The sequence below is a fragment of the Vibrio sp. 10N.222.54.E6 genome (genome assembly GCF_041473955.1).
Lineage (GTDB): Bacteria > Pseudomonadota > Gammaproteobacteria > Enterobacterales > Vibrionaceae > Vibrio > Vibrio tasmaniensis_A.
Map to the genome: position 1 here is coordinate 1 of NZ_JBFRTD010000009.1, position 25,593 is coordinate 25,593.

General features: G+C 45.3%; 27 protein-coding genes. 8 read left to right on the forward strand and 19 right to left on the reverse strand.

Translation table 11 applies throughout. The annotated features are described in order from the left end of the window. From tuf to fkpA, 9 genes are all read right to left on the reverse strand, one after another. A partial coding sequence (gene tuf, locus AB4513_RS04250; protein WP_102513627.1) for an elongation factor Tu occupies positions 1–1,022 on the reverse strand: 1,022 nt, incomplete at its 3' end. A gap of 146 nt (positions 1,023–1,168) precedes the next feature. Beyond that, positions 1,169–3,265 carry an elongation factor G gene (gene fusA, locus AB4513_RS04255; protein WP_012604915.1) on the reverse strand — a complete coding sequence of 699 codons (2,097 nt, stop codon included), beginning with the start codon at positions 3,263–3,265 and terminating at the stop codon, positions 1,169–1,171. A gap of 166 nt (positions 3,266–3,431) precedes the next feature. Beyond that, positions 3,432–3,902, reverse strand: a complete 471-nt coding sequence (gene rpsG, locus AB4513_RS04260; RefSeq protein ID WP_012604916.1) for a 30S ribosomal protein S7 — start codon at positions 3,900–3,902, stop codon at positions 3,432–3,434. Between the two features lie 103 nt (positions 3,903–4,005). Then, positions 4,006–4,380 carry a 30S ribosomal protein S12 gene (gene rpsL, locus AB4513_RS04265; protein ID WP_012604917.1) on the reverse strand — a complete coding sequence of 125 codons (375 nt, stop codon included), beginning with the start codon at positions 4,378–4,380 and terminating at the stop codon, positions 4,006–4,008. Between the two features lie 181 nt (positions 4,381–4,561). Further along, positions 4,562–4,837 carry a sulfurtransferase complex subunit TusB gene (gene tusB / locus AB4513_RS04270; protein ID WP_009848936.1) on the reverse strand — a complete coding sequence of 92 codons (276 nt, stop codon included), beginning with the start codon at positions 4,835–4,837 and terminating at the stop codon, positions 4,562–4,564. Positions 4,838–4,845: 8 nt separating this feature from the next. Next, a complete protein-coding gene (tusC, locus tag AB4513_RS04275) occupies positions 4,846–5,202 on the reverse strand; it encodes a sulfurtransferase complex subunit TusC (RefSeq protein ID WP_009848935.1) in 357 nt (118 codons plus the stop codon). Then, positions 5,199–5,588: a sulfurtransferase complex subunit TusD gene (tusD, locus tag AB4513_RS04280; protein ID WP_009848934.1), complete on the reverse strand. Its 390-nt coding sequence runs from the start codon at positions 5,586–5,588 to the stop codon at positions 5,199–5,201. The genes tusC and tusD overlap by 4 nt, the downstream gene beginning before the upstream one ends. Next, positions 5,582–6,307, reverse strand: coding sequence for a transcriptional regulator (locus AB4513_RS04285; RefSeq protein WP_012604921.1), 726 nt, complete (start codon positions 6,305–6,307; stop codon positions 5,582–5,584). The genes tusD and AB4513_RS04285 overlap by 7 nt, the downstream gene beginning before the upstream one ends. 205 nt (positions 6,308–6,512) lie before the next feature. Beyond that, the gene (gene fkpA, locus AB4513_RS04290) at positions 6,513–7,289 is read right to left on the reverse strand and encodes an FKBP-type peptidyl-prolyl cis-trans isomerase (protein WP_009848932.1); all 777 of its coding nucleotides are present in this window, start codon (positions 7,287–7,289) and stop codon (positions 6,513–6,515) included. A gap of 131 nt (positions 7,290–7,420) precedes the next feature. Here fkpA and AB4513_RS04295 point away from each other — a divergent pair, with 131 nt between their 5' ends. Together AB4513_RS04295 and AB4513_RS04300 are read left to right on the forward strand one after the other, a co-directional pair. Then, positions 7,421–8,398, forward strand: coding sequence for a WD40 repeat domain-containing protein (locus tag AB4513_RS04295; RefSeq protein ID WP_009848931.1), 978 nt, complete (start codon positions 7,421–7,423; stop codon positions 8,396–8,398). Between the two features lie 5 nt (positions 8,399–8,403). After that, a complete protein-coding gene (locus tag AB4513_RS04300; protein ID WP_009848930.1) occupies positions 8,404–8,631 on the forward strand; it encodes a SlyX family protein in 228 nt (75 codons plus the stop codon). 182 nt (positions 8,632–8,813) lie between these two features. Here the strand turns inward: AB4513_RS04300 and AB4513_RS04305 are convergent, their stop codons facing one another. The 5 genes from AB4513_RS04305 to kefG all read right to left on the reverse strand — a co-directional run bounded on the left by AB4513_RS04305 (position 8,814) and on the right by kefG (position 13,410). Further along, on the reverse strand, positions 8,814–9,779 hold the full coding sequence (locus tag AB4513_RS04305; protein ID WP_009848929.1) for an isoaspartyl peptidase/L-asparaginase family protein: 966 nt from the start codon (positions 9,777–9,779) through the stop codon (positions 8,814–8,816). A 219-nt stretch (positions 9,780–9,998) separates the two neighbouring features. Then, positions 9,999–10,589, reverse strand: coding sequence for a peptidylprolyl isomerase (gene slyD / locus AB4513_RS04310; RefSeq protein WP_009848928.1), 591 nt, complete (start codon positions 10,587–10,589; stop codon positions 9,999–10,001). 94 nt (positions 10,590–10,683) lie between these two features. Beyond that, complete coding sequence (locus AB4513_RS04315; RefSeq protein ID WP_009848927.1) at positions 10,684–10,884, reverse strand: YheV family putative zinc ribbon protein; 201 nt, start codon at positions 10,882–10,884, stop codon at positions 10,684–10,686. Positions 10,885–11,042: 158 nt separating this feature from the next. Continuing rightward, positions 11,043–12,839 (reverse strand): glutathione-regulated potassium-efflux system protein KefB, encoded by a 1,797-nt coding sequence (gene kefB, locus AB4513_RS04320; RefSeq protein ID WP_009848926.1) that lies wholly within the window; start codon positions 12,837–12,839, stop codon positions 11,043–11,045. Continuing rightward, positions 12,826–13,410 carry a glutathione-regulated potassium-efflux system ancillary protein KefG gene (gene kefG, locus AB4513_RS04325; RefSeq protein ID WP_009848925.1) on the reverse strand — a complete coding sequence of 195 codons (585 nt, stop codon included), beginning with the start codon at positions 13,408–13,410 and terminating at the stop codon, positions 12,826–12,828. The genes kefB and kefG overlap by 14 nt, the downstream gene beginning before the upstream one ends. Before the next feature lie 174 nt (positions 13,411–13,584). Between kefG and AB4513_RS04330 the strand changes: the two genes are divergently transcribed. The 6 genes from AB4513_RS04330 (at position 13,585) to crp (ending at position 19,381) form a co-directional block, all read left to right on the forward strand. After that, positions 13,585–15,507, forward strand: coding sequence for an ABC transporter ATP-binding protein (locus AB4513_RS04330; protein ID WP_017096560.1), 1,923 nt, complete (start codon positions 13,585–13,587; stop codon positions 15,505–15,507). Beyond that, positions 15,504–15,974, forward strand: a complete 471-nt coding sequence (locus AB4513_RS04335; RefSeq protein WP_009848923.1) for a TIGR02444 family protein — start codon at positions 15,504–15,506, stop codon at positions 15,972–15,974. The genes AB4513_RS04330 and AB4513_RS04335 overlap by 4 nt, the downstream gene beginning before the upstream one ends. Positions 15,975–16,252: 278 nt before the next feature. Continuing rightward, on the forward strand, positions 16,253–17,245 hold the full coding sequence (locus AB4513_RS04340; RefSeq protein WP_009848922.1) for a hydrolase: 993 nt from the start codon (positions 16,253–16,255) through the stop codon (positions 17,243–17,245). Positions 17,246–17,347: 102 nt separating this feature from the next. Further along, positions 17,348–17,560, forward strand: a complete 213-nt coding sequence (locus AB4513_RS04345; RefSeq protein WP_009848921.1) for a YheU family protein — start codon at positions 17,348–17,350, stop codon at positions 17,558–17,560. Between the two features lie 77 nt (positions 17,561–17,637). After that, positions 17,638–18,507: a phosphoribulokinase gene (locus AB4513_RS04350; RefSeq protein ID WP_012604929.1), complete on the forward strand. Its 870-nt coding sequence runs from the start codon at positions 17,638–17,640 to the stop codon at positions 18,505–18,507. A gap of 241 nt (positions 18,508–18,748) precedes the next feature. After that, positions 18,749–19,381, forward strand: a complete 633-nt coding sequence (crp, locus tag AB4513_RS04355) for a cAMP-activated global transcriptional regulator CRP (protein WP_004729651.1) — start codon at positions 18,749–18,751, stop codon at positions 19,379–19,381. 184 nt (positions 19,382–19,565) lie between these two features. Here crp and AB4513_RS04360 read toward each other — a convergent pair whose 3' ends face one another. The 5 genes from AB4513_RS04360 to AB4513_RS04380 all read right to left on the reverse strand — a co-directional run bounded on the left by AB4513_RS04360 (position 19,566) and on the right by AB4513_RS04380 (position 25,495). Further along, entirely contained in the window at positions 19,566–20,357 is a 792-nt protein-coding gene (locus tag AB4513_RS04360; protein ID WP_009848919.1) for a DUF1338 domain-containing protein, read from the reverse strand. Positions 20,358–20,615: 258 nt separating this feature from the next. Further along, complete coding sequence (gene astD, locus AB4513_RS04365) at positions 20,616–22,073, reverse strand: succinylglutamate-semialdehyde dehydrogenase (RefSeq protein WP_102258058.1); 1,458 nt, start codon at positions 22,071–22,073, stop codon at positions 20,616–20,618. 39 nt (positions 22,074–22,112) lie between these two features. After that, on the reverse strand, positions 22,113–23,132 hold the full coding sequence (gene astA / locus AB4513_RS04370) for an arginine N-succinyltransferase (RefSeq protein ID WP_009848917.1): 1,020 nt from the start codon (positions 23,130–23,132) through the stop codon (positions 22,113–22,115). A 107-nt stretch (positions 23,133–23,239) separates the two neighbouring features. Continuing rightward, positions 23,240–24,451: an aspartate aminotransferase family protein gene (locus tag AB4513_RS04375; protein ID WP_009848916.1), complete on the reverse strand. Its 1,212-nt coding sequence runs from the start codon at positions 24,449–24,451 to the stop codon at positions 23,240–23,242. Between the two features lie 465 nt (positions 24,452–24,916). After that, positions 24,917–25,495, reverse strand: coding sequence for an aminodeoxychorismate/anthranilate synthase component II (locus tag AB4513_RS04380; protein WP_009848915.1), 579 nt, complete (start codon positions 25,493–25,495; stop codon positions 24,917–24,919). Positions 25,496–25,593 lie beyond the last annotated feature (98 nt).

A 25,593-nucleotide genomic window follows, 5' to 3' on the forward strand; every position in this document is an offset into this window, starting at 1 on the left:
TCGCCTGTTACGTCAGTTGTACGGAAGTAGAACTGTGGACGGTAACCCTTGAAGAAAGGAGTGTGACGGCCGCCTTCGTCTTTAGAAAGTACGTATACTTCAGACTCAAACTTAGTGTGTGGGTTGATTGAACCTTTAGCAGAAAGTACTTGGCCACGTTCAACGTCATCACGCTTAGTACCACGTAGAAGTGCACCAACGTTCTCACCTGCACGACCTTCGTCAAGCAGTTTACGGAACATTTCAACACCAGTACAAGTAGTAAGAGTAGTCTCTTTAATACCAACGATTTCTACTTCGTCACCTACACGTAGGATACCGCGCTCGATACGACCAGTAACTACAGTACCACGACCTTGGATTGAGAATACATCTTCAATAGGAAGTAGGAACGGTAGATCAACAGCACGCTCTGGAAGTGGAATGTAAGAATCTAGTGCTTCTGCAAGCTCAACGATCTTGTCTTCCCACTGCTTTTCGCCGTTTAGAGCGCCAAGTGCAGAACCTTGAATTACTGGTAGGTCGTCTCCTGGGTACTCGTACTCAGAAAGAAGTTCACGAACTTCCATTTCTACTAGCTCAAGTAGCTCTTCGTCATCAACCATGTCACATTTGTTCATGAATACGATGATGTAAGGGATACCAACTTGACGACCAAGTAGGATGTGCTCACGAGTTTGTGGCATAGGGCCATCTGTAGCAGCAACAACTAGGATACCGCCGTCCATTTGAGCAGCACCAGTGATCATGTTTTTAACATAATCGGCGTGTCCAGGACAGTCTACGTGTGCGTAGTGACGTTCAGGAGTATCGTACTCAACGTGAGAAGTTGCGATTGTGATACCGCGCTCGCGCTCTTCTGGAGCGTTATCGATAGATGCGAAATCTTTAGCAACACCGCCGTACACTTTTGCAAGTGTAGTACAGATAGCAGCAGTTAGAGTTGTTTTACCGTGGTCAACGTGGCCGATAGTACCAACGTTTACGTGCGGTTTCGTACGTTCAAATTTTTCTTTAGACACAATCGTGTTCCTTCCTAGTTATGATTCGCCACGTTCATTATTGAGCGAGACGCGCCAGAAATTGCTATTTTATGCGCCAACTCTCGTTAGCGCAATATTTGGACGCATTGTTCTTTCAAAAAATGAAAAAATTGCGTCCCTTTTGTTTAACCACGCTCTGCAATGATTGCATTAGCAACATTTTTTGGCACTTCAGCGTACTCACTAAACTCCATAGAGTAAGAAGCACGACCTTGTGTCGCAGAACGTAAATCAGTTGCGTAACCGAACATGACAGACAACGGAACTTGTGCACGAATTATCTTCAGGCCAGCTGTCCCCTCGTCCATACCTTCGATGATGCCGCGACGACGGTTAATATCGCCAACAACGTCACCCATCCAGTCTTCTGGAGTAGTTACTTCAACTTTCATCATAGGCTCAAGCAAAACTGGTTGCGCTTCTAGTGCACCTGTTCTGAAAGCCATAGAGGCAGCGATTGTAAACGCCATCTCACTTGAATCTACTTCATGGTAAGAACCATCATATAGTGTAGCTTTGATATCCAAAACTGGATAGCCCGCTAATACACCATTGTTCATTTGCTCTTCAACGCCTTTAGCGACAGAGGTAATGAACTCTTTTGGCACGATACCATTGGCAATTTCATCTACGAAGACAAAGCCTTCACCGGCTTCTGATGGTTCCAGTTTCAGCCACACGTGACCGTACTGTCCTTTACCACCATGTTCGCGGATAAATTTACCTTCAGCTTTCGCTGTACCACGAATGGTTTCACGATAAGCAACTTGCGGATTACCAACGTTGCAGTTCACACTGAATTCACGCTTCATGCGGTCAACGATGATATCTAAGTGCAGTTCACCCATACCAGAGATTAGTGTCTGGCCAGTCTCGTCATCCGTTTCAACACGGAACGATGGATCTTCTGCCGCTAGCTTACCTAACGCGATAGTCATTTTATCTTGATCAGCTTGAGAGCGAGGCTCTACAACGATCTGAATAACTGGATCTGGGAATTCCATACGTTCAAGAACAATTTTATGGTTCTGATCACATAGAGTTTCACCAGTAGTAACATCTTTAAGGCCGATAATGGCTGCGATGTCACCTGCTCGTACTTCTTTTACTTCTTCACGCTTGTTTGAGTGCATTTGAACAATGCGCCCTAAACGTTCACGTTGTTTCTTCACAGAGTTGTAAGCTGTTTTACCGCTTTCAACAACACCAGAGTAAACACGGATGAAAGTTAAAGTACCAACAAATGGGTCTGTTGCAATTTTAAATGCTAGCGCTGAGAACGGTTCTTTGTCGTCTGCATGACGCTCTGCTTCGTTCTCGTCTTCATCGATACCTTTAATTGCAGGTACATCGACAGGAGAAGGAAGGAAGTCAACAACTGCATCTAGAACAGCTTGTACACCTTTATTTTTGAATGCACTACCACATGTAGCAAGTACGATTTCATTATTAAGGGTACGAGTACGAAGACCTTGTTTGATTTCAGCTTCTGTTAGTTCACCTTCTTCAAGGTACTTATCCATCAGCTCTTCATTTGCTTCTGCAGCAGCTTCAACAAGTTCTGTACGATATTCTTCAGCCATTTCTTGCATGTCTGCAGGAATATCTTCGTACGTGAAAGTCATGCCTTGGTCAGCTTCGTTCCAGTTAATCGCCTTCATCTTGATAAGATCGACAACGCCTTGGAAGTTTTCTTCAGCACCAATGTTCAGTTGAATTGGAACAGGAGTTGCGCCTAGGCGATCCTTGATCTGTTCAACTACACGCAAGAAGTCTGCGCCTGTACGGTCCATTTTATTAACGAAAACCATACGTGGAACTTGGTATTTATCAGCTTGACGCCATACAGTCTCTGACTGAGGTTCAACACCAGATGAGCCACAGAACACAACAACTGCACCATCAAGTACACGCAGAGAACGTTCTACTTCGATTGTGAAGTCAACGTGCCCCGGAGTGTCGATGATATTAATACGGTGGTCAGAGTACTGAGCTTCCATACCACGCCAAAACGTAGTAGTTGCTGCTGAAGTGATCGTAATACCGCGCTCTTGCTCTTGCTCCATCCAATCCATGGTTGCTGCACCATCGTGAACTTCGCCGATTTTGTGAGAAAGACCGGTATAGAACAGAATACGTTCACTTGTGGTTGTTTTACCTGCATCTACGTGAGCAACGATACCGATATTACGGTATTGCTCAATAGGAGTTTTACGAGCCACGGTTGAATCCTCTTATTAGAGACTTAGGGACTATTGCTATGTCTAGATTATGCGCTAGAAGCGATACTTCGCTAAAAAGTGCTTGCCCTAGAAATAGCAATAGTTCCTAGCATAAGCATAGGAACTAAAGAAGTGCTGCAAGGAAACTTGCAGCACTAAAAAGGTATTACCAGCGGTAATGTGCGAACGCTTTGTTTGCGTCAGCCATACGGTGAACGTCTTCACGTTTCTTAACCGAAGTACCTTTGTTCTCAGACGCGTCTAGCATTTCAGCAGCTAGGCGTTGAGCCATAGATTTTTCACCACGCTTACGCGCAGCTTCAACTACCCAACGCATAGCAAGAGCGTTACGGCGAACCGGACGAACTTCTACAGGTACTTGGTAAGTTGAACCACCCACACGGCGAGATTTAACTTCTACCGCTGGACGAACATTTTCAAGAGCTTCTTCAAATACAGCTAAGTGATCTTTACCAGATTTCTCAGCCATAACTTCTAGTGCAGTGTAAACAATCTTCTCTGCAGTAGATTTTTTTCCGTCAACCATAAGGATGTTAACGAATTTTGCCAGCAGCTCAGATTTGAACTTAGGATCTGGAAGGATCTTACGCTGGCCTATTACGCGACGACGTGGCATGGAATTTCTCCGTTGTCTTCTTCAGGTTTTTTCCAAAACTTTTCAGAATAATAAATAAATAGTGTTTGGCCTTACTTAACGCTTTCTTTTAAAAAAAGACGCATTAAGACTTAGGACGTTTCACACCATACTTAGAACGACCTTTCTTACGGTCGTTAACGCCTGCACAGTCAAGTGCACCGCGAACAGTGTGGTAACGCACACCTGGTAAATCTTTAACACGACCACCACGGATAAGAACAACACTGTGTTCTTGAAGGTTATGACCTTCGCCGCCGATGTATGAAGTAACTTCAAAGCCGTTAGTTAGACGAACACGACATACTTTACGTAGTGCTGAGTTCGGTTTTTTTGGAGTAGTAGTATATACGCGAGTACATACACCACGTTTTTGTGGGCACGCTTCTAGTGCAGGCACGTTGCTTTTAACAACCTGCTTTACACGAGGAGTACGTACCAACTGGTTAATAGTTGCCATTAACTAGCTCCTGATTTACTTGAAAGTAAGCTTGATGAAAAATCTAGCCCTATTACACATAGTGTAAATAGGGACGCAAAATTCTATTCAGCAGTGGGATGTGTGTCAAGAAATATACAGATCTTTTTTAGCCGTCTAGAGCTCAGGATGGTCTTTTTTTAACCACACTGATAAAATGCAGCTACCAAGTGACTGATTTGTCGTTCAAAACAGTCAGTTTTACGAATCCATCGAAGTCCACTTGATCCAGGGTGCTTGAAGCAAGTTGTTGTAAACCTCGACTATAAAGATCTGTTTTTAATACCGACACATGTTTAACGGTGGAGATTTGATTGAATAACTCATGATTTGGAAGGCAAACATACACCGCATCTTCAACCAAAAGGATATGGTCCTTTTGTTGCGAGTACATCAATGCAAGCTTGAGTTTGTCTACTGATTTTACAATATGAAGCATAACGTTCCCTAGAAAGTCAGTATTTTTTGGCTCTGAGCTAACTTCTGCGTCAACTCATTCATTTCTAGCGCAGTCACATCGATCAGTAAGTTATCAGTCGAGAGACCAAACTGATTGAGGCTATGTTGACACACGTAAACCTGCTCGATGTCGTAGAGGTCCATAAGCTTGAATGCAGAAATATAGTCACGTGATAAGGATTCATCAGGCTGTTGCGCTTTGAGAAGCTGTGTAACGCCATCAGCGACAAAGAATACGCTGATGTCTTCACTGTAAGCTGAAGCCGCTAACAATGCGTCTAGCCCTTCCCTACCTGCAGCCGTTGTATGAGGAAAGCTGTTAAATATAAATGCTAATGAGCTCAAAACTGGACAACCCTATCTTGCGTCAGAAGTGCTTCAGATAAACTCCCTAAGCCAGCTTGGGTAAACCCTGTCGCCAAGTTAGAGGCAATTAATTGATGTTGCGCCGCTTCTTCAGTGCTGATAACTCCACGCCTTAGCGCAGCAGCAACACATGTCTCTAGGCTAACATTGTGCTCGTCCGCCAGTTTTTGCCAAGCGGCAGCTAAGTCAAATTCATCATTAGCCGGCACAGTAATGCCAGAGCCATTACTGACGCCGTCTTGATAGAAGAACACACTGTGAAGTTTGTGGCCCTGTTTCAATAGAGCCACAGCAAACTGATAAGCACTTCTTGCGGATTGTGAGCCGTAAACGGGTCCATTAACTAAGAGTGTATAGCTTAACAACCCTCTTCATCCTCTGTTTTACGTTGACGGATGTACAAGTACACTGTGTGCTTAGAGATATTCAATCGCTCAGCAACGCGGTTAATCGCGTCTTTGATGTCGAAAATACCTTTGTCGTATAGCTCCATCACGATTTGGCGATTTTTGGTGTTGTTCGATACAGATTTGTCTGCATTGATCTCTTCAATCGTGCGTTCAACCGTTTGGTCGACAAGTTCTTCAACATCACTAGCAAAGTTAACAGATGACGCAGCTTCGTCCGCGTCTTGCGTAGGCATGAAAGATTGCAGAACTTGTGAGAATGGCGCATCTAAGTTCACGTTAATACACAATAAGCCAATCACTCGGTCTTCACCATTGCGGATAGCAACCGTGATCGACTTCATTAGTACCCCGCCTTTAGCGCGAGTAAAATATGAACGAGAGAAGTTACGCTTAGAACCTTCAATATCTTTCAACATTTTCAATGCAAGATCGGTGATTGGCGAACCAACCTGACGACCTGTATTTTCACCATTGGCAATTTTAATCGCAGATGTATTGAGGTCTTCTAAAGAGTGTAAAACGATTTCACAAAACGGACCGATCAGACTCGCAATACCATCAACTACGGCCTCATAAGATCTTAAGATAATTTTATCGTGTTCACTGAATGGCATGACATGGACTGATTCCATTTCGAGTAACATGTCCGCATTGACTGTTTCTGTAGTAGTCACTTATTCCTTACCTTCGTGTGAAAAATCAACAAATTTATGTAAGTTTATCAGAAAATTTTAATTGCACACCTAGCTAACATTGCAACTAGTGATTTAGAACAAGTTTAAAAATCAAATACTCATATTCAAGTCATAAAAAAAGCCTAACTTAAAGTTAGGCTTTTTATTCAATCAACGTATTTTAGCACGAGGCTTTTAACCGATATTATTGTGCAGGAGCTGCTTCAGCGTTATCGATGTTTAGTAGTTCTACTTCGAATACTAGCGTTGAGTTAGCTGGGATAGTCGGTGTGTCTTGCTCACCGTATGCTAGCTCTGGCGGGATAACGAACTTGTACTTAGAACCCACTTGCATCAGTTGTACGCCTTCAGTCCAGCCTGGGATTACGCGGTTTAGTGGGAATGTTGCTGGTTCGCCACGATCGTAAGAGCTGTCGAACTGAGTACCGTCTGTTAGCGTACCTTTGTAGTGTACTTGAACCGTATCAGTGTCTTTTGGAGAAGCGCCTTCACCAGCCGTCATTACTTGGTAAAGTAGACCAGATTCAGTTTGCTTAACGCCTTCAGTTTTAGCGAACTCAGCGCGGAAGTCATCACCCGCTTTCTTCACTTCTGCAGACTTTTCTGCCGCTTGTGCTTGCATCGTTTCAGCAACACGCTTGTCTAGAGCTTCAAGAGCTGCACGCGTCTCTTCTTCGTTAAGTGCCGTCTTCTCTGCGAATACGTCTTCGATACCTTGAAGAACCATCGCTTTGTCTAGGTTAATACCTAGCTCGCTTGGCTTATCAATGCTTGTGCTTAAGTAGTTAGCGAAAGATACACCGATCGCGTATGCCGCTTTGTCATCTTCTGTTTTAAAGTTTACTGCTGCAACTTTAACTTCTTCTACCTGTGGAGCTTCTGCCTTTGGTTCTTCTTTCTGACAACCAACTGCTAGCATAACCGTTGCGGCAAGCAGTGATACTTTTAAAACTGATTTCATTGAATTCTCCAATTAATGGCCAAGCCATTGGTTATTGTGCACAAATCTAATGATTAGATTGGTGTGAATACGTTAGTTATAACAATATACTAGTCATATGTCTTTCGACACAAACCGGATTATTGGATGTGATGCGAATATTTTTCCACTCATTGCTATGTACGATTGTCATCACCTTGTTAAATGGCTGCTTTTTCTTCCAAGATGATGACCAACGCTGGGAAATTGAACCCAACGGCGCCACCAGCTTTGCCCTAAGTAGAGATGGACGCTTCGCGCTGCTCTACTCGCAGCAAAAACAGCTGCTCCTTTGGGATCTTGCCCAGAACAAAGAACTGGCTCAGCTTGGTCCACAAGATCAATCCGAAAATCAAGTATCGCGTATTCGCATCTCTGACAATGGTCGCTTTGCCATTACCGCCAGTCAGATGAATTTCGCCGTTTGGGACTTATCTTGGACACAAGCTGAAGGGCTATGGTCGATTTCCGATGGCTTAATTCGCGATGTTGATATCTCTAGCAACGGTGAAAAAGTACTGCTGGGCCTATCTAATGGCAAAGCTATCTATGTGGACTTAGTCACCGGACGCCGTCTGGAGTTCCTCGCTCACCGAGAAAAAGTTAATTCCGTCTCCCTATCTTCGAATGGGCGCTACGCATTATCAGGCGGTAACGACTATAAAGCTTACCTTTGGGATACCGAATCAGGCTTGGTATTGCGTACATTCGAGCACGAACAAAGAGTCGTACGAGTTGCCTTACAACGAGATGGAGAGCTAGCTTTTACCTCCGATGGAGGGAATCAAGCGATGATCTGGGATCTTGAGACAGGTGAACCTCAAGCTCAATTGCAGAGCTGGTCTCGACAGCTAATTTTCTCCAGTGCTCGCTTTTCTGATGACGGCAGTATGTTGGTAACAGGTACGCCATCTAGCCAAGTGAGCGTGTGGAATACTCAAGATGGCAAACGCATTTCTCGCCACGACGCCGAGCCATTAAAAGATGCTCGCCCTCCTCGTGCGGTAGTGTATGATGCAGCCTTTGATGATAAGAACCGTGTGATATCGGGCACCTCTGCGGGCATTGCCCAAGCTTGGAATGTGGATTAAGAACGATGACAGAAAAGCGAGTTGAACAATTAGAAAGCCGCGTGAATGACCTAGAATGTCAGTTGGCTTTCCAAGAGCAAACCATTGAAGAACTTAATGAAGCGCTTAGCCAACAACAGATGTTGATCACGAGAATGCAAGACCAGATGAAGTTCGTGGTTGGCAAAGTAAAAAATATGGATGGCTCAAACCTCGCTGACGCATCAGAAGAGACGCCCCCTCCACACTATTAAGTGCGCTTTAAAGATAACGAATTAGTTCTAGTGACGCATATCGTTAGTTTTTCGTCCTCAATGTGTAAACACATGTCAGGACGGGACATAGAAAACCAAAAGGGCGACAGATACTTATCTGTCGCCCTTTTGTTTGTTTAACCTGCGCTAATTCAACTAAAGTCAGTTAAGCCAATACAAACTTAGTCATCGGCATAAATTTTTACTTCCACGCAGCCATTAGTATCAACACTCGCACGGTACATTCCTGAACTGTTCATACCGAAATGAATATCACCTTGTCCATCGATAGCAATCAAGCCTCCTTCACCACCCATGGTTTTCAATTCACCTTGAATAATCGTTTCACAAGCCGTATGCACATCTTCCTTGAGATAACGCATTCGTGCCGCCACATCACTGGCAACCATCTTTCTAAGGAAGAACTCCCCCATACCTGTTGTTGAAACGGCCACGTTGCCATTTTCAGCAACAGTGCCTGCACCGATGATTGGAGAATCTCCCACACGACCGTATTTTTTATTGGTTACGCCACCAGTGCTGGTTGCGGCTGCTAAGTTTCCGGCTTGGTCTAATGCGACCGCGCCAACCGTGCCGTACTTTTTATCATCTGGATATTTATCTGCTTGCTCTTCATCATATTTCGCTTCAGACAAAGCAAAAATACCTTTCTCTTTCATCAACTGAAGTTGGTCATAACGACGCTCAGTAAAGAAGTAATCTTGCTCGGTGAAAGTATGGTCATGCTCAAACGCAAACTTCTCGGCGCCTTCACCAATCAGTAGCACATGGTCGCTTTTAAGCATCACATCACGCGCAAGCTCAATTGGATTTTTGATATGGCGGACACCGGCAATAGCCCCCGCATCCATTTCACGACCGTGCATCACAGAAGCATCCATCTCAACAAATTCATCATGAGTCAGAACAGAACCTTTACCGGCATTAAAGTGGGGACTGTCTTCCATCACCTTAACTGAAGCAACCACTGCATCTAGCGCATCGCCACCCGACTGTAATACTTGATAGCCAGCCAAAACCGATTTTTCCAAAGCCTCGGTAATACCCGTTTTTAATTCATCACTCATTTGCTCTCGTATGATGGTGCCTGCACCACCATGAATGGCAATTGAAAAAGGCTGTGACATACAAACTCTCCACTGACGTCGACTTATAATGTTGTGCTATCAATACCACATCCAAGGTTTGATGTCTGATAGCGAAAACCAAACTATTTACGAACGCTTAGATTTGCGGGCATTTAGTTTGGTAGACGAAAAGCCAACTCAAAAAGCTAGCACCCTAAACGAAAAAAACCTCCACAAGGGAGGTTTTCAATATTCTTAAACTAAACCGTTAATTCGGTATTAGTGAGAACCACAGCTACCGCCGCCGCAGCAGCCGTCTTTTTTCTCTTCAGCATGGTCATGGCCTTCGCCACCACAGCAACCACCTTCGTGATCATGATCGTGGTCGTGACCGCCACAGCCGCCTTCTTGGTGTACGTGACCGTGTTGAACTTCTTCTTCAGTCGCTTCACGAACCGCTACAACTTCAACGTCAAACGTTAGAGTTTGGCCAGCTAGCATGTGGTTACCGTCAACAACAACTTCGTCGCCATCTACTTCAGTAACTTCAACTGGGATTGGACCTTGGTCAGTATCCGCTAGGAAACGCATGCCAACTTCGATTTGCTCAACACCTTGGAATACGTCTGCAGGAACACGTTGAACTAGGTCATCGTTGTGCTCGCCGTAAGCGTCTTCTGGAGTAACAGTTGCTGAGAACTTGTCGCCAGCGACTTTGCCTTCAAGCTCTTTTTCAAGACCTGTAATTAGGTTGTTGTGACCGTGAAGGTAATCTAGTGGAGCTTCTGCAGTTGATTGGTCAACTACTACGCCATCTTCAAGTTTCACTTGATATGCAACACTAACTACTACGTTCTTTTCAATTTTCATGAGAGCTCCAAGGAGGTTTGGACTAAGCTCGAACAGTTGAGCTTAGGAAAAATTCTGTACCCGGATATTATGGGGATCAATTGACGAAACTCAATCACTCAGGCTTAAAAATACCGATCATTTCTTGATTCGCGTGTTCAGATTTCTCTACAGTTTTCGGTTTACGCTGTTCTGTGAAGTCACAATCGACACATTCCACCAGCTCGATATTATTTTCAATCCACCAACGGAGTGTGTCTTGAGTCTTGCAGCTTGGGCAGCTCGCCCCTGCGATAAAGCGTTTTTTCTGTTTCACGTTCATATCCTTTACAACTCTGGATTCGCAGTTCTTCCGATCTAGATCTATTAAAGACAAAGCAGAGACCACGTTTATTATTAGATTAGTTATCTAGACTTTTATTTCTAGAGCTCAAGCTATATTTCTAGAGCTCTAGCATTAGTTATCACTTCAAGCTACTGCCAATAGTTTCGAGATTGGTGATCATTTTCCATCTCGTGTCCAAAAATCTCTTCAAGCTCTTTGCGAGCCTCTTTCGCTCTTTGGGCTAACTCGGCATCTTCGTTATGCTGAGGCAGCAACTCTTTCAGCATACCATTATCCAGTTTCCTAAAGTGTGCTTCTGCTCGCTTCGCTTTATATGGATGCATGCCAAGTTCGGTCAATGTTTGACGACCTAAATCTAATGCCCCAAGGAAGGTTTCACGCGAGTAGTTACTCACACCATGGTTAAGTAATTGATACGCTTCAACACGGCTTCGTGCACGCGCTAAGATCTTCAACTGTGGGAAGTGCTGCTTACACAAATCGACGGTCTTCATGATTTCATCAGGAGAATCGGTACATAACACAATGGCTTCTGCCTTGTCAGCTCCCGCAGCTCGTAATAGTTCAAGGTGAGTAGAGTCACCGTAAAATACCTTGTAGCCGAACTTCCTAAGGATATGTATTTGGCTGGCATCACTTTCAAGGACGGTGATACGAATCTTATTGGCGTACATCAAGCGACCAATGATCTGACCGAAACGACCAAAGCCCGCAATAATCACTCGAGGACTACGATCAACCACATCTGAAGACATCGCGCTTTCACTGATTTGATTAAGTTGGCGAGCAAAAAATCGGTCTTGCAGCTTAAGCATCAATGGTGTGGTCACCATAGAAAGGCTCACAACAACCAGTAAGAACGACACTTGGTCGCCGCTTAAGATGCCTTGTGCGCTCGCCGCGGTAAAAATAACGAAGGCGAACTCACCACCTTGGCTAAGGATCATCGCCATACGGCTACGCGCTTTAGTTTGAGTACCGAAGATACGAGCCAGCGCATACAACACCAAGCCTTTCAACACGACCAGAGACGACACCGCAATCAATATTGCGAATGGGCTTTCTGCCAGTAAACCTAAATTCACCGCCATACCAACCGAAATAAAGAACAAGCCAAGCAGTAACCCTTTGAATGGGTCAATCGCGATTTCAAGCTCGTGTCGATATTCACTTTCAGCCAGAAGTACGCCCGCCAAGAAAGTACCTAATGCCATCGACAAACCAATCTGCTGCATGATGACGGCAATACCAATCACCAATAACAGCGCTGCTACCGTGAACAACTCACGCACACCGCTCATGACTACATATCGGAACAGTGGTCTCAACAAGAAGTGACCACCGACAAGCAAGCCAATCACACCGCCTAGCATCCACAACATGTCAGCCCAACTGCCGCCCGTATTGCCAGCAAGCAAAGGCAGCATCGCCAACATAGGGATTACGGCAATATCTTGGAAAAGTAATACCGCAAAGCCAGACTGCCCCGCTTCTTTGCCACCAAGCTCTCGCTCTTCAATAACACGCAACGCAATAGCGGTCGAAGACAAAGCTAAACCCATGCCGATGACTAAGCTAGTTTGCCAAGTTAAACCAAACATACACGCGATGGCGGTAATAATCAGAGTGGTGATCAGCACTTGCGCGCCACCAAGTCCTAGAATGGGGGCTCGCATCTGCCACAGTTTTTTCGGATTAAGTTCGAGACCAATCAAGAAGAGCAGCAGTACCACCCCGAATTCGGAGAAGTGTAGAATCGCCTCTACATCACTGATTAAACCAAGCCCCCAAGGGCCAATCGCCACACCCGCTAATAAGTAACCGAGTACCGACCCTAATCCAGCGCGCTGTGCGATAGGAACCGCAACCACAGCAGCAGCTAAAAATATAACGCTACTTTGTAGAAAATCGTTAGTCAGAGCCATCATTCGCTCCTATATCTTGTAGCGGGTCTCGCAACCAATTTCGATACGCTTCTGCGTGTTGGTAACGCGTCATATCGGTGACATTTCGTGCCCAGTGTAAAACCAAAGGGGATATCCAGTGCATCTGACACAAAGCAGCAGTTAGCTCGAATGGTTGCAAAATCTCTTGTAATGGATATTTATTATAGCCTGCGGCACCAAACGCCTCTTCTTTACCACCGGTAGTAATCACACTGCGCCAGTGTTTACCTTTAAGCGCACTTTGCTCACCAAACGCAAAACCCTTGCCTAATACTCGGTCAAACCACTCTTTAAGTAGTGATGGGCAGGAATACATAAACAAAGGGTGTTGGAACACGATCACATCATATTCAAGCAGCAATGCATGCTCAGAAGGCACATCAATAAAGAAGTCAGGATAGATGGCGTAGAGATCGTGGACTTTGACATTCCCAAGCGACTCTATCTTTTTAACCATGATCTGGTTAGCGATAGAGGTTTGCGGCTCTGGGTGCGCATAGATGACCAGCACCTTTGGCACGGGGTTGTCTGTCGAGGGAGTATTACTCATTCCTTTGAAACATTCCTTTGAAGGCTAAACGGTGGCAAGGCCACAAGAATTTAAGCAAAAGTTACTAATATGTTATTGGCATCATAACGCAAATTGCATTGTGATCGACTTTTATCTGGTTTCAGCCTACTATGCAGGCGTCTGTTCACCTCTAATTTCTATGCTATTTCAATTATGATTACTTTCTCTGATATTCAATTGCTACGCGGCGGTAAGCCACTCCTCGACCAAGCATCTGCGACTTTTCACCCTGGCGACAAGATCGGTTTGGTTGGTAAGAATGGCTGTGGTAAATCTACGCTGTTCGCCCTAATTAAGGACGAACTGTCTATTGATGCAGGCTCATTCAGTAAACCAGCCCATTGGGAAATGGCTTGGGTTGCTCAAGAAACACCTGCATTAGAAAGAACAGCAATTGAATACGTGATTGATGGCGACCGTGAATACCGTGGCCTTGAAGATCAACTGGAGAAAGCCGAACAAGCCGACAACGGCACATTAGTCGCAGAGATCCATGGCAAGATTGAAACCATTGGTGGTTATAGCATCAAAGCACGCGCGGCTGAGTTGTTAGACGGCCTAGGCTTTCGCCAAGAACAAATGACATGGAACCTGACTCAATTTTCAGGGGGTTGGCGTATGCGTTTGAACCTAGCGCAAGCCCTACTGTGTCGCAGTGACCTACTGTTACTCGATGAGCCAACCAACCACTTGGATTTAGACGCTGTAATGTGGCTAGAGCGCTGGTTACAAAACTACCCAGGCACACTCGTTCTTATCTCACACGATAGGGACTTCTTGGATCCTATCGTCAACCGCATCGTGCATGTTGAAAATCAACTGCTCAATGAATACACCGGTAACTACTCGTCGTTCGAAACCCAACGAGCGCAAAAGCTAATTCTGCAACAAGCGATGTACCAAAAGCAGCAGAAACAAATGTCGCACATGCAGAGCTACATTGACCGTTTCCGTTACAAAGCTTCAAAAGCTCGCCAAGCGCAAAGCCGTATTAAAGCGCTAGAGAAAATGGAACAAGTACTGCCCGCTCAGTTTGATAACCCTTTCAGCTTTGAATTTAGAGAACCAGACGCACTACCAAACCCAATCATGATGATGGACGAGGTATCGGCGGGTTACGATGACAATCTGATTCTAGAGAAGATTCGCTTGAACCTAGTGCCGGGCAGCCGTATTGGTCTACTTGGTCGAAATGGTGCTGGTAAATCAACGCTGATTAAACTGCTTTCTGGCGAACTGAAACAGCAAGGTGGTGAGCTGAGCTATTCGCAAGGCGTTAAAATGGGTTACTTTGCACAGCACCAATTAGAGACGCTGCACCCTGAAGAGACACCACTTCAACACATGATGCAGATTGCGCCAAAACACACCGAGCAACAACTGCGTGACTACCTAGGTAGCTTTGGCTTCCAAGGTGAAAAAGCACTCGATAAAGTGGCCCCCTTCTCCGGTGGTGAAAAAGCGCGTTTGGTATTGGCTCTGCTGGTATGGCAAAAACCGAACCTATTACTACTCGATGAACCAACCAACCACTTGGATCTCGATATGCGTCAGGCACTAACGTTTGCATTACAGACGTTTGAAGGCGCGATGGTTATCGTATCGCACGACCGCTACCTACTTCGTGCCACTACTGATGATTTATACCTTGTACACGACCGTCAAGTTGCACCGTTTGATGGTGACCTTAGCGATTACTACAAGTGGCTAACCGAACAACAGAAAGTTGAGCGCAAAGAAGCACAAGCATTGGCACCAGCAAAAGATGGCGCCAACAGTGCAGCAGCAAAAAAAGATCAGAAACGTAAAGAAGCAGAGTTCCGGAAACTAACGGCACCAATTCGTAAAAAGCTGACTCAATTTGAAAAGCAGATGGATAAATTAACGTTAGCTCTTGAAGAAGCCGAGCAAGAATTATCCGATACTTCACTGTATGAAGCTGAAAATAAGGCTAAACTGAATAAAGTACTCGCTCTACAAGCGAGCAGTAAGTCACAGCTAGAAGAAGTTGAAATGGATTGGATGTCCACTCAAGAAGAGCTTGAGCAGATGGAACTGGATATGGATAGCTTATGAGCCCAGAGCACGCACCAATATCACTAACACTGGAACGACTATGGCAATTTAGCCTTCAGTATTACAGTGTGCGCGGTGTTAAGGATGCGTGCTTAGCTTTGCAAAACCAATTCCATGGCAACGTCAATCTACTGCTGCTTCTCAAATGGCTTGATGAGCAGCAACTCTCTTTCGCTGAGGAGGAGTGGCACAAGGTGCAACAATGCTTAAGTCGCTCTGAAACCTTGCTTCATAGTTATCGAGAGCTGCGTAAACACCTCAAAGCACACGTTGTTGATTCACTCTACCGTGAAGCCTTACAATTTGAGCTGCAGCTTGAAAAGCAACAACAGTCCGATCTCGTCGACTGCATTAAGTCTCTTCAACTTACAGCGAACCAACAATCACCGCTCGCTTTACAGTACTGTCGTTTATTAGGGGCGGAAAACCTCTACGACGCTTTTTCTGAACCAGCACCACAGCCCTAACGCATTTCCTTTTCCTTTTATTCAATCAAGCTCCAAGCTTAACTGCGCTCGCTCGTTACCATGATCGCATGCTGACTAAAAAACATTTGGGGGTGAGTCTTTAATACGCCCAACCTTGATATTATTCAACCAGTTACCCATCACCTGTTTTGGTCGATCATATCAGTGAAACCCTTGCGCTTATGCTAAGAATCAACCAAGCTCAAATAAAAACGTGGGCGTTTCGCTAAAAGCTCAACACTTTATCAAAGCCCATAAAAGAAGCATGGACTGTTTTTATGACAATATTTACCGCTGCCGCTGGCCTATCGAATCCACATTTACAAACCTTAGTGCCAAGATTTATTAGAAAGCAGGCGTTGTTTGCTCCTCAATGGCAGACCTTAGAAACTCCCGACGGCGATTTCCTAGACCTTGCATGGAGTGAATCGCCAGACGGTGACACGCCAAGCAATGATGATAAAAGTAACAAGCCAATATTCGTTCTATTCCACGGATTAGAAGGGAGCTTTGAGAGCCCTTACGCCAACGGGCTGATGAATGCATTTGCTAAAGATGGTTGGCTATCAGTGATGATGCACTTTAGAGGTTGCAGCGGAAAACCAAATCGCTTGGCTCGTGCATACCATTCAGGTGAAGTCGAAGATGCGCGCTTTTTCCTAAGGCATCTGCACGCGCAGTTCCCCAGCAACCCCAAAGTTGCAGTTGGTATCTCTTTGGGTGGTAACATGCTGGCGAATTATTTGGCTGAGTATGCCGACGACCCATTGCTGTCGGCGGCGACCATAGTATCAGCTCCATTTGACTTGGCTTGTTGTTCTAGTCGCATTGAGCAGGGCTTCTCCAAGCTCTATAAGAAGTATCTACTCAACTCTCTAAAATCAAACGCCTTGAAAAAAGTTAACCTGCTACAGGAAAAGCTGGGGGTCACAGCGGAAACCATTAAGAAGATCACCAAACTGTATGAGTTTGATGAACAAATCACGGCGCCTCTGCATGGGTTCAAAAATGCCCAAGATTATTATGCACAATGCTCCGCACTGCCTAAACTCAAGAAGATCAAACTACCAACTCAGATCATTCATGCCAAGGACGATCCTTTCATGACCGATGATGTGATTCCAAAGTTCGTTCTGCCTGATAACATCGATTATCGACTGTTTCAAAAAGGCGGTCATGTGGGGTTCATTACCGGCAGCACACTCAAGCCAAGATTTTGGTTAGAAGAAGCATTACCCGCCTACTATGAAAGTCTACAAGATTCGGCATAATGCATAATGACGAGTCTTAGTAAATAGCAGTAAAAATATTACTAAGCTCACTCATTTCTACAACAATAAACCTATCCATGAACATAAAAGAGAGAAGTATTTATGATCATCCCGTGGCAAGACATTGCGCCAGAGACACTGCAAAACCTCATCAAAGAATTCGTACTGCGTGAAGGTACAGACTATGGTGACGTAGAAGTTTCACTGCAAAACAAAATTGACCAAGTGAAACATCAATTAGCCTCAGGAGAAGTGAGTATCGTGTTTTCTGAACTGCATGAAACCGTTGATATTCAAGTCACAAAACGCTTCTAAGCTGCGCTCATAAAGGAGCCGTGTTATAGTGGTAAACGATTGCTAACAAGTAAGTTACTCAAAAGACAAGGGTTGTCATGTCCGCTAAACATCCAATTATTGCGGTGACGGGTTCATCTGGAGCCGGCACCACCACTACATCAGAAGCCTTCCGAAAAATGTTCAATATGATGGACGTGAAGGCGGCTTGGGTTGAAGGGGATAGTTTCCATCGCTTCACTCGACCAGAGATGGATGTCGAGATCCGTAAGGCGCGCGAGCAAGGTAAACACATCAGCTACTTTGGTCCACAAGCTAACGATTTTGGTGCATTAGAAGATTTCTTCCGTCAATACGGCAATGAAGGCACGGGAAAAGTCCGTAGCTATCTGCATACCTTCGATGAAGCCGTGCCTTACAATCAAATGCCCGGCACCTTTACGCCATGGCAAGAGATCCCTGAAAACTCGGATGTGATGTTCTACGAAGGTCTTCACGGTGGCGTAGTCGATGGTGACATCAATGTTTCTCAACACGTCGATCTGCTTATCGGCATGGTACCTATCGTAAACTTGGAGTGGATCCAGAAATTCGTTCGTGACACACGCGATCGTGGTCACTCTCGCGAAGCGGTGATGGATTCTATTGTTCGCTCAATGGATGATTACCTTAACTACATTACCCCGCAGTTTTCGCGTACTCATATCAACTTTCAGCGTGTCCCTACCGTAGATACATCAAATCCACTGAATGCAAAAGGGATCCCAAGTTTAGACGAAAGCTTCGTGGTTATACGTTTGCGCGGCATCAAAAACGTCGATTTCCCTTACCTGTTGGCTATGATTGATGGCTCATTTATGTCACGTCATAACACGCTTGTGGTGCCAGGAGGCAAGATGAGTTTTGCTATGGAGCTCATTGTAAGGCCGATCCTGCAACAACTTATAGAAACCGGGAAAATAGGCTAACAAAACAACATTCTGGTTGATTACTTTTCATACCGTGATCATGTGCACAATTTTGCGTAAAAAATCGTAGCTTGGTCACGATTAAAATCAAGAAATAGTACCTGAAAAAGGATACTATTCTTAAACGAAACACAAGATAGCTTGCAGCACTCAACGAGTGCTCTTATCCTAGCTAGGTCAATTCAGGCTTAGCTAAAATATGGAAAGCGGCAAGCATACCCTGCAGAGGAAGTAAGATATTATGGTTCTAGGTAAACCCCAAACCGATCCAACATTAGAGTGGTTCCTTTCACACTGTCATATTCATAAGTACCCTTCAAAAAGTACTTTGATTCATGCTGGTGAAAAGGCAGAAACCTTGTACTACATCGTTAAAGGTTCTGTGGCAGTTCTTATCAAAGACGAAGAAGGTAAGGAAATGATTCTTTCTTACCTAAACCAAGGCGACTTCATCGGTGAGCTTGGCTTGTTCGAAGAAGACCAAGAGCGTACTGCATGGGTTCGTGCAAAATCTCCTTGTGAAGTGGCTGAGATTTCTTTCAAGAAATTCCGTCAACTTATCCAAGTGAACCCAGATATTCTAATGCGTCTTTCAGCGCAAATGGCAAACCGTCTACAAGTAACTAGCCAAAAGGTTGGTGACTTAGCGTTCCTTGACGTAACAGGTCGTATCGCTCAAACGCTACTAAACCTAGCAAAACAGCCAGATGCAATGACTCACCCTGACGGCATGCAAATCAAGATCACTCGTCAAGAGATTGGCCAGATTGTTGGTTGTTCTCGTGAGACCGTAGGTCGTATCTTGAAGATGCTAGAAGAGCAGAACCTAATTTCTGCACACGGTAAGACCATCGTGGTATACGGCACTCGTTAATCTCGATTAACTGAGCCAAAAATTTGAAAGCCACCAAATGCGAATTTGGTGGCTTTTTTGTTTTCTAAATATCTAGAGAACAGATGCGGGAAGCAAAGTTATAAATCGGACTTCACTATTCTAAAGTATCTCGAAGCGAAGCGTACCCGCACCTCTAGGGCAAAGCCCATGCTCGTATTTTTCTTTAACCGTTGGTGCTTTCAAAGATCTTGTCAGCTGATGCCGCGACAAATCCGGTATAAAGCTCACCATTAGCCATCGCATAACGCTTAGCGAACTCATAGAAGCCGCCAGGAATCATCTCATTGCGTTCAACAAATGAAACTGGGACTTTGTCTGCCATTGTTGATGATTGCTCTAATAAGACCACTGGAGAGCCTTTCACCTCACCGCCAGATACATTGATAGTGAATCCCGACTCATTCAGATAGTCATTCACGGCCTGCACTTCATCGAACTTATTTAACTGGTTCACACTCACCGTAAAGTGGTTTGCACCGTAACCATGAGCGGCTAGCCAAGAAGCGTACTCACTCTCTTTTGCTAGCACTTGGAAATCTGCGAAGCTCAAATCCCAAAGACGACCACCAAACAAGAATTCATGACCTTGCAGTTTGCTAGCATCCACTTGCTCAACCAACTTAGCAACGATCTGTTGCAGGTCACTTGAACACTCTTCGACCTTCAACTCACTAATGAACACTTTTGGTTGGTTTGGATCTGGGTGCTCGTAGTGCTTAGCCACTAGCTTCTTGCTCTCAAATAAGTAATCGCCACACGCCTTGTAACCTAACTCAAGGAAAGGTTTAGCCAATGTTTCAATACCTAGCGGTGCAACATTGAAAGTACGCAGTGCAATGTGATCATTAATCAGAGCTTCATCTTCTTTCAGCAAATGGTGTACTTTCTCAGCCGATGGGCAAAGCCTGTGAATGTAATCATTCCATAGTGATTTAAAGAGTAGATCGGGCGTCATGGTGACTCCTTGTCAGAGGTTCTAGCAAGCTAGTAATTTGGATTAGAAAGGGAGAGGCTGGACATAGAGTCAGCAGCCATCAGCCTGTGACATACTTGTTCTATTATTATCTACCGCCCAATCTAGGTGTCGGACGTGGGTGAAAATAGGAAGCGATAACACCGCTTCCTTATTACACAATCAATCAATGAATCTGTTACTCATGAACCTAGAGCTCATAAGCTTATGATTCATCAAGTTAAAGCTTAAGAACCAAAACTACAGCTCAATACCTGGGCTAAACGTAGTTGGCAGTTGAGTTTCACCACCTTCCATTGACGCCATTGGGTAAGCACAGTAGTCAGCCGCATAGTAAGCACTTGGGCGTAGGTTGCCTGAAGCACCCGGGCCACCAAATGGTGCATCACCACTTGCACCTGTTAGCTGGCGATTACGGTTAACAATACCCGCACGGATATGGTCAACGAAGTATTCCCATTCGGAATCGTCGGTTGAAACTAGGCCTGCAGACAAACCAAAGCGCGTGTCATTAGCCAGTTCAACGGCTTGCTCTAGCGATTGGTAGCGAACCACTTGCAGTAATGGGCCGAAGTACTCTTCATCTGGCAACTCAGCAATGTTGGTTGCATCGATAATACCCGGAGAAACAAACGCCGCTTCGCCCGCTTTTGCTTCGACTAGGCTTACACCACCTAACGATTGCAGATTAGCTTGCGCGTCCAAAATGAACTTAGCTGCCGCTTCAGAGATTTGTGGGCCCATGAAGGGTGCTGGTTCTGCGAACGGCTGATCAACACGAATCTTCAAGGTAGCCGCAACGAGCTTATCGAGCAGTTGTTCACCCTTCTCGCCAACAGGAACATACAAACGACGCGCACATGTACAACGTTGACCCGCACTGATGAAAGCCGATTGGATAATGGTATAAACCGTCGCGTCAGCATCACCAAATTGGTCACTGATCACCATCGGGTTGTTGCCACCCATCTCTAGCGCCAGCATCTTGCCCGGTTGACCCGCGAATTGACGGTGAAGGATATGACCGGTATTAGCACTACCCGTGAATAGCACGCCATCAAGACCTTTAGCATCAGCCAGTGCGATACCTGTCTCTTTAGCGCCTTGCACTAGGTTGATCACGCCAGCAGGAAGGCCTGCTTCTTGCCATAGCTTCATCGCAAACTCACCTGTCCAAGGTGTCTGCTCTGACGGCTTAAATACCACGGTATTACCCGATAGCAGTGCTGGAACAATATGACCATTAGGTAGGTGACCTGGGAAGTTGTAAGGGCCAAATACCGCCATAACGCCTAATGGACGATGACGCAGTACGATTTGGTTACCTGCCGCTTCACGCGAAGCTTCACCAGTACGTTCGTGGTACGCACGAATAGAGATAGCGATTTTACCCGCCATTGCGCCCGCTTCAGTGCGAGTTTCCCAAATCGGCTTACCCGTCTCTTTTGCAATAATCTGTGCAATCTCTTCGCTGTTCTCTTTTACCTTCTCAGCAAAGTTCAACACGATCGCTTCACGCTCTGCAAAGCTCAGTTTCTTCCAAACTAAGAACGCATCACGAGCCGCTGCTACTGCAGATTCAACCTGCGCTGGTGTTGCACTATCGCCTTGCCACACGACTTCATTGTTGTATGGGCTTACTGATGTCATGGCGTCGCCTTGACCTGCCACCCACTGTCCTGCTATCCACTGAGTCATACTTCTATCCTTAAAATCTTCGACAGATAATCGCCGCTCTTATTGAGCCAACATACGAACGAATTCGCCTTCTTTTACTTCAAGAGCGCTTGCTACTTCAGATGATAAAATCACTGTGTCGCTTGCTTGGTCATACGCGCCTTTCGCGGCTACTGCGCGGAAGTTCTCAAATGAGGTATTACCAATTAGGAAGTCTTTAGAGCTGGAGTGCTCTGCAATTTGAACCTGAGCTCGAATCGCATGACGCACTGATTCAATGTTTCTTAAATCACACTCAACCGTTGGGCCTGCATCAAAGATGTCGACATAACCACGGTTAGTGAAACCTTCACGTTCCAACAACTTAAGTGCTGGGCGTGTATTATCATGTACCTCTCCAATCACCGCCTGAGCCTCTTTGCTCAGTAGGTTCACGTAGATAGGCAGCTTCGGCATTAGGTCAGCAATGAAGCCTTTCTTACCGATACCAGTGAGGTAATCAGCAAGCGTGAAATCAATTGAGAAGAAGTGCTCTTGCAGCCATTGCCAGAAAGGTGAGTTACCTTCCGCATCCGATACACCACGCATCTCAGCAAAAATCGTTTTCGAGAAACGCTCTGGGTGCTCTGACATGATCAGGAAGCGACACTTCGACATCAAACGACCATTCAATCCACCACGGAAAGCTGGACGCAAGAACAGTGTGCAGATCTCACTGCATCCGGTGTAGTTATTGCCGAAAGTCAGCAGCTTAACGACGTTATTCACGCCAAGCTTTTGCGATGAGTGAACCACTTTGCTGATGTGGTAAGAGTAAAACGGAACATCCCAGCCAATTGAGGCTTCGATGCCTGTCGTGCCTGCAACTTCTCCTGTTTCAGTGTCGAAGCCAACCATTAGGTAGCCTTCATCACCGGGTTCAGTCACGTCTTGTTTAGCAAAGCTGTATTCAGAGTGAGTAATTCGGTTAGTTAACAGTTCTTCGTTAACCGGAAGAGATGTGAATCCGTGACCAGATTCAACCGCGCAGGTATGCAGCGCATCGTAATCAGATAATTTTATTGGGCGAACAACTAGCATCAATATTCCCTCCAGATGCAAAACAGGCCCAAAACCAGAAGCTTGGGCCTTTAGCAGTACGTCATGGGATCGCTCTAATGGCGATCATTCCTATGACGCCGCTCAGGCTAAACTAGCGTAGCGATTGCTTTGTCTAGTTTTGATAAACCTTCTTCAATTTCTTGTGTTGTGATAACCAGTGATGGAGTAAAACGAACTACGTTTGCACCCGCAACCAGTACCATCAAGCCTTGTTCGCCTGCTGCTACTAGTACATCACGAGCACGACCTTGCCATGCTTCATTAAGCGCAGCGCCTAGCAATAGGCCTTTACCGCGAACTTCACTGAATATTTGGTATTTGTCGTTAATCTTAGCTAAACCATCACGGAATAGTGCTTCGCGTTCTTTCACGCCAGCCAACGTTTCAGGTTGGCTTACTACGTCAACAACGGCTTCAGCAACAGCACACGCCAGTGGGTTACCACCGTAAGTAGAACCGTGCGTACCCACTTTTAGGTGTGTCGCAAGTTCAGACGTTGTTAGCATTGCGCCAATTGGGAAACCACCACCTAGTGATTTCGCTGTGCTTAGGATATCAGGTGTCACACCTAGGCCTTGGTAAGCGTAAAAGTTACCTGTACGGCCATTACCTGTTTGCACTTCATCAAAGATAAGCAGCGCATTGTGTTTGTCACACAGTTCACGAACCGTGTTCACGAACTCAGATGTTGGAGAGATGATACCGCCCTCGCCTTGCAGAGGTTCCATCATGATTGCACAAGTACGATCAGAGATGTGCGCTTCTAGCGCTGCAATATCGTTGTAAGGCAGGTGAGTTACATCGCCCGGTTTAGGACCGAAGCCATCAGAGTAAGCCTCTTGACCACCCACCGTTACGGTAAAGAAAGTACGACCGTGGAAACCTTGTTTGAATGCAATAATTTCAGATTTCTCAGGACCGTGAACATCCGCTGCCCAACGACGAGCTAGCTTCAATGCTGCTTCATTCGCTTCTGCGCCAGAGTTGGCAAAGAATACTTTTTCTGCAAAACATACGTCGGTTAGCTTTTTCGCTAGACGCAGCGCAGGTTCGTTGGTCATCACGTTACTTAGGTGCCAAATCTTGTTTGCTTGCTCAGTAACTGCGTTAACCATTGCCGGGTGACAGTGACCCAAACAGCTCACAGCGATACCACCAGCAAAGTCGATATACTCTCGGCCTTGTTGGTCCCAAACGCGTGCGCCTTCCCCTTTTACTGGGATCATTTCCATTGGGTTATAACAAGGCACCATCACCTCATTAAACAGACTACGTTCTACTTTATTTTCCACTGTCATCGTACATTCCTTCTCGATACCGCAAGCTTCGCAAATAAGCGTAATGGTTCATAAGTGAGACAAAGATATTTTGTCTCGCCATAATCCCGCTGCAGCATTATATTTACATTTAATTAACCTTTTCAATAGTAGATTATTCTTTAGCCATCCCTCACAACCAGCTAAACGTCACTACCTATGACTATTTATGCATCAATTAATCTGTTTTATGAAGCTTTTTTTACCTAAACGTATGACTAGTAATAGCAAAGCCTTACTGGCACAGCGGTATATAGGGTTCGAGAGGAAATAACGCGAATAATTTTGCATAGGCTAAAAACTTAGCGAAGCGAGAGAGAAATGTTATAAAAAGTGATCGGCGTCAGAGGAGTAAGAGACTCGTAGAGCCCGAATTTAAACGCTTAACAAATTGGCTGACAGGTTTAACTGGCTTATTTAGGCGGAGAAAGGGGCAAATTTAAACACTCAACGCGCTAAGAAGTTAGCGAGAAGTTGGTGTCCCTGCTCTGTTTTAATCGACTCAGGGTGAAATTGTACGGCATCAATCGGCAAGGTTTTGTGTTGATAACCCATGATCTCATCCATGCTGCCATCTTCAAATTCCGTCCAAGAGGTCAATTCAAAGCAGTCAGGCAGCGTGCCATTTTTCACCACTAGAGAATGGTAACGTGTCACGGTTAGAGGGTTATTCAACCCCTGAAAAACACTCTTGCCATTGTGGCGGATGGGAGAGGTTTTACCGTGCATCACTTGTCTGGCTCGCACGACTTCACCACCAAAGACTTGAGCAATGGCTTGATGACCAAGGCACACACCTAAGATAGGCAACTTACCCACGAAGTGTTCAATGACTTGCAGAGAGATTCCCGCATCATCGGGCGTACACGGGCCCGGCGAGATAACAAGATGGCTAGGATTCAGCGCTTCGATACCTGCGATATCAATCTCATCGTTGCGAACAACTTTCACAGTGACCCCTAACTCACAGAAATACTGATACAAGTTATAGGTAAAAGAGTCGTAGTTATCGATGATAAGTAACATGGGTCGAAATCGTTTGCTAAATACTAAATGATTGGGAGATATAGGGGCGGTATTGTGCAATACCCATGGCGAAAGGCAAGTGGAAACTGCATTTCGCC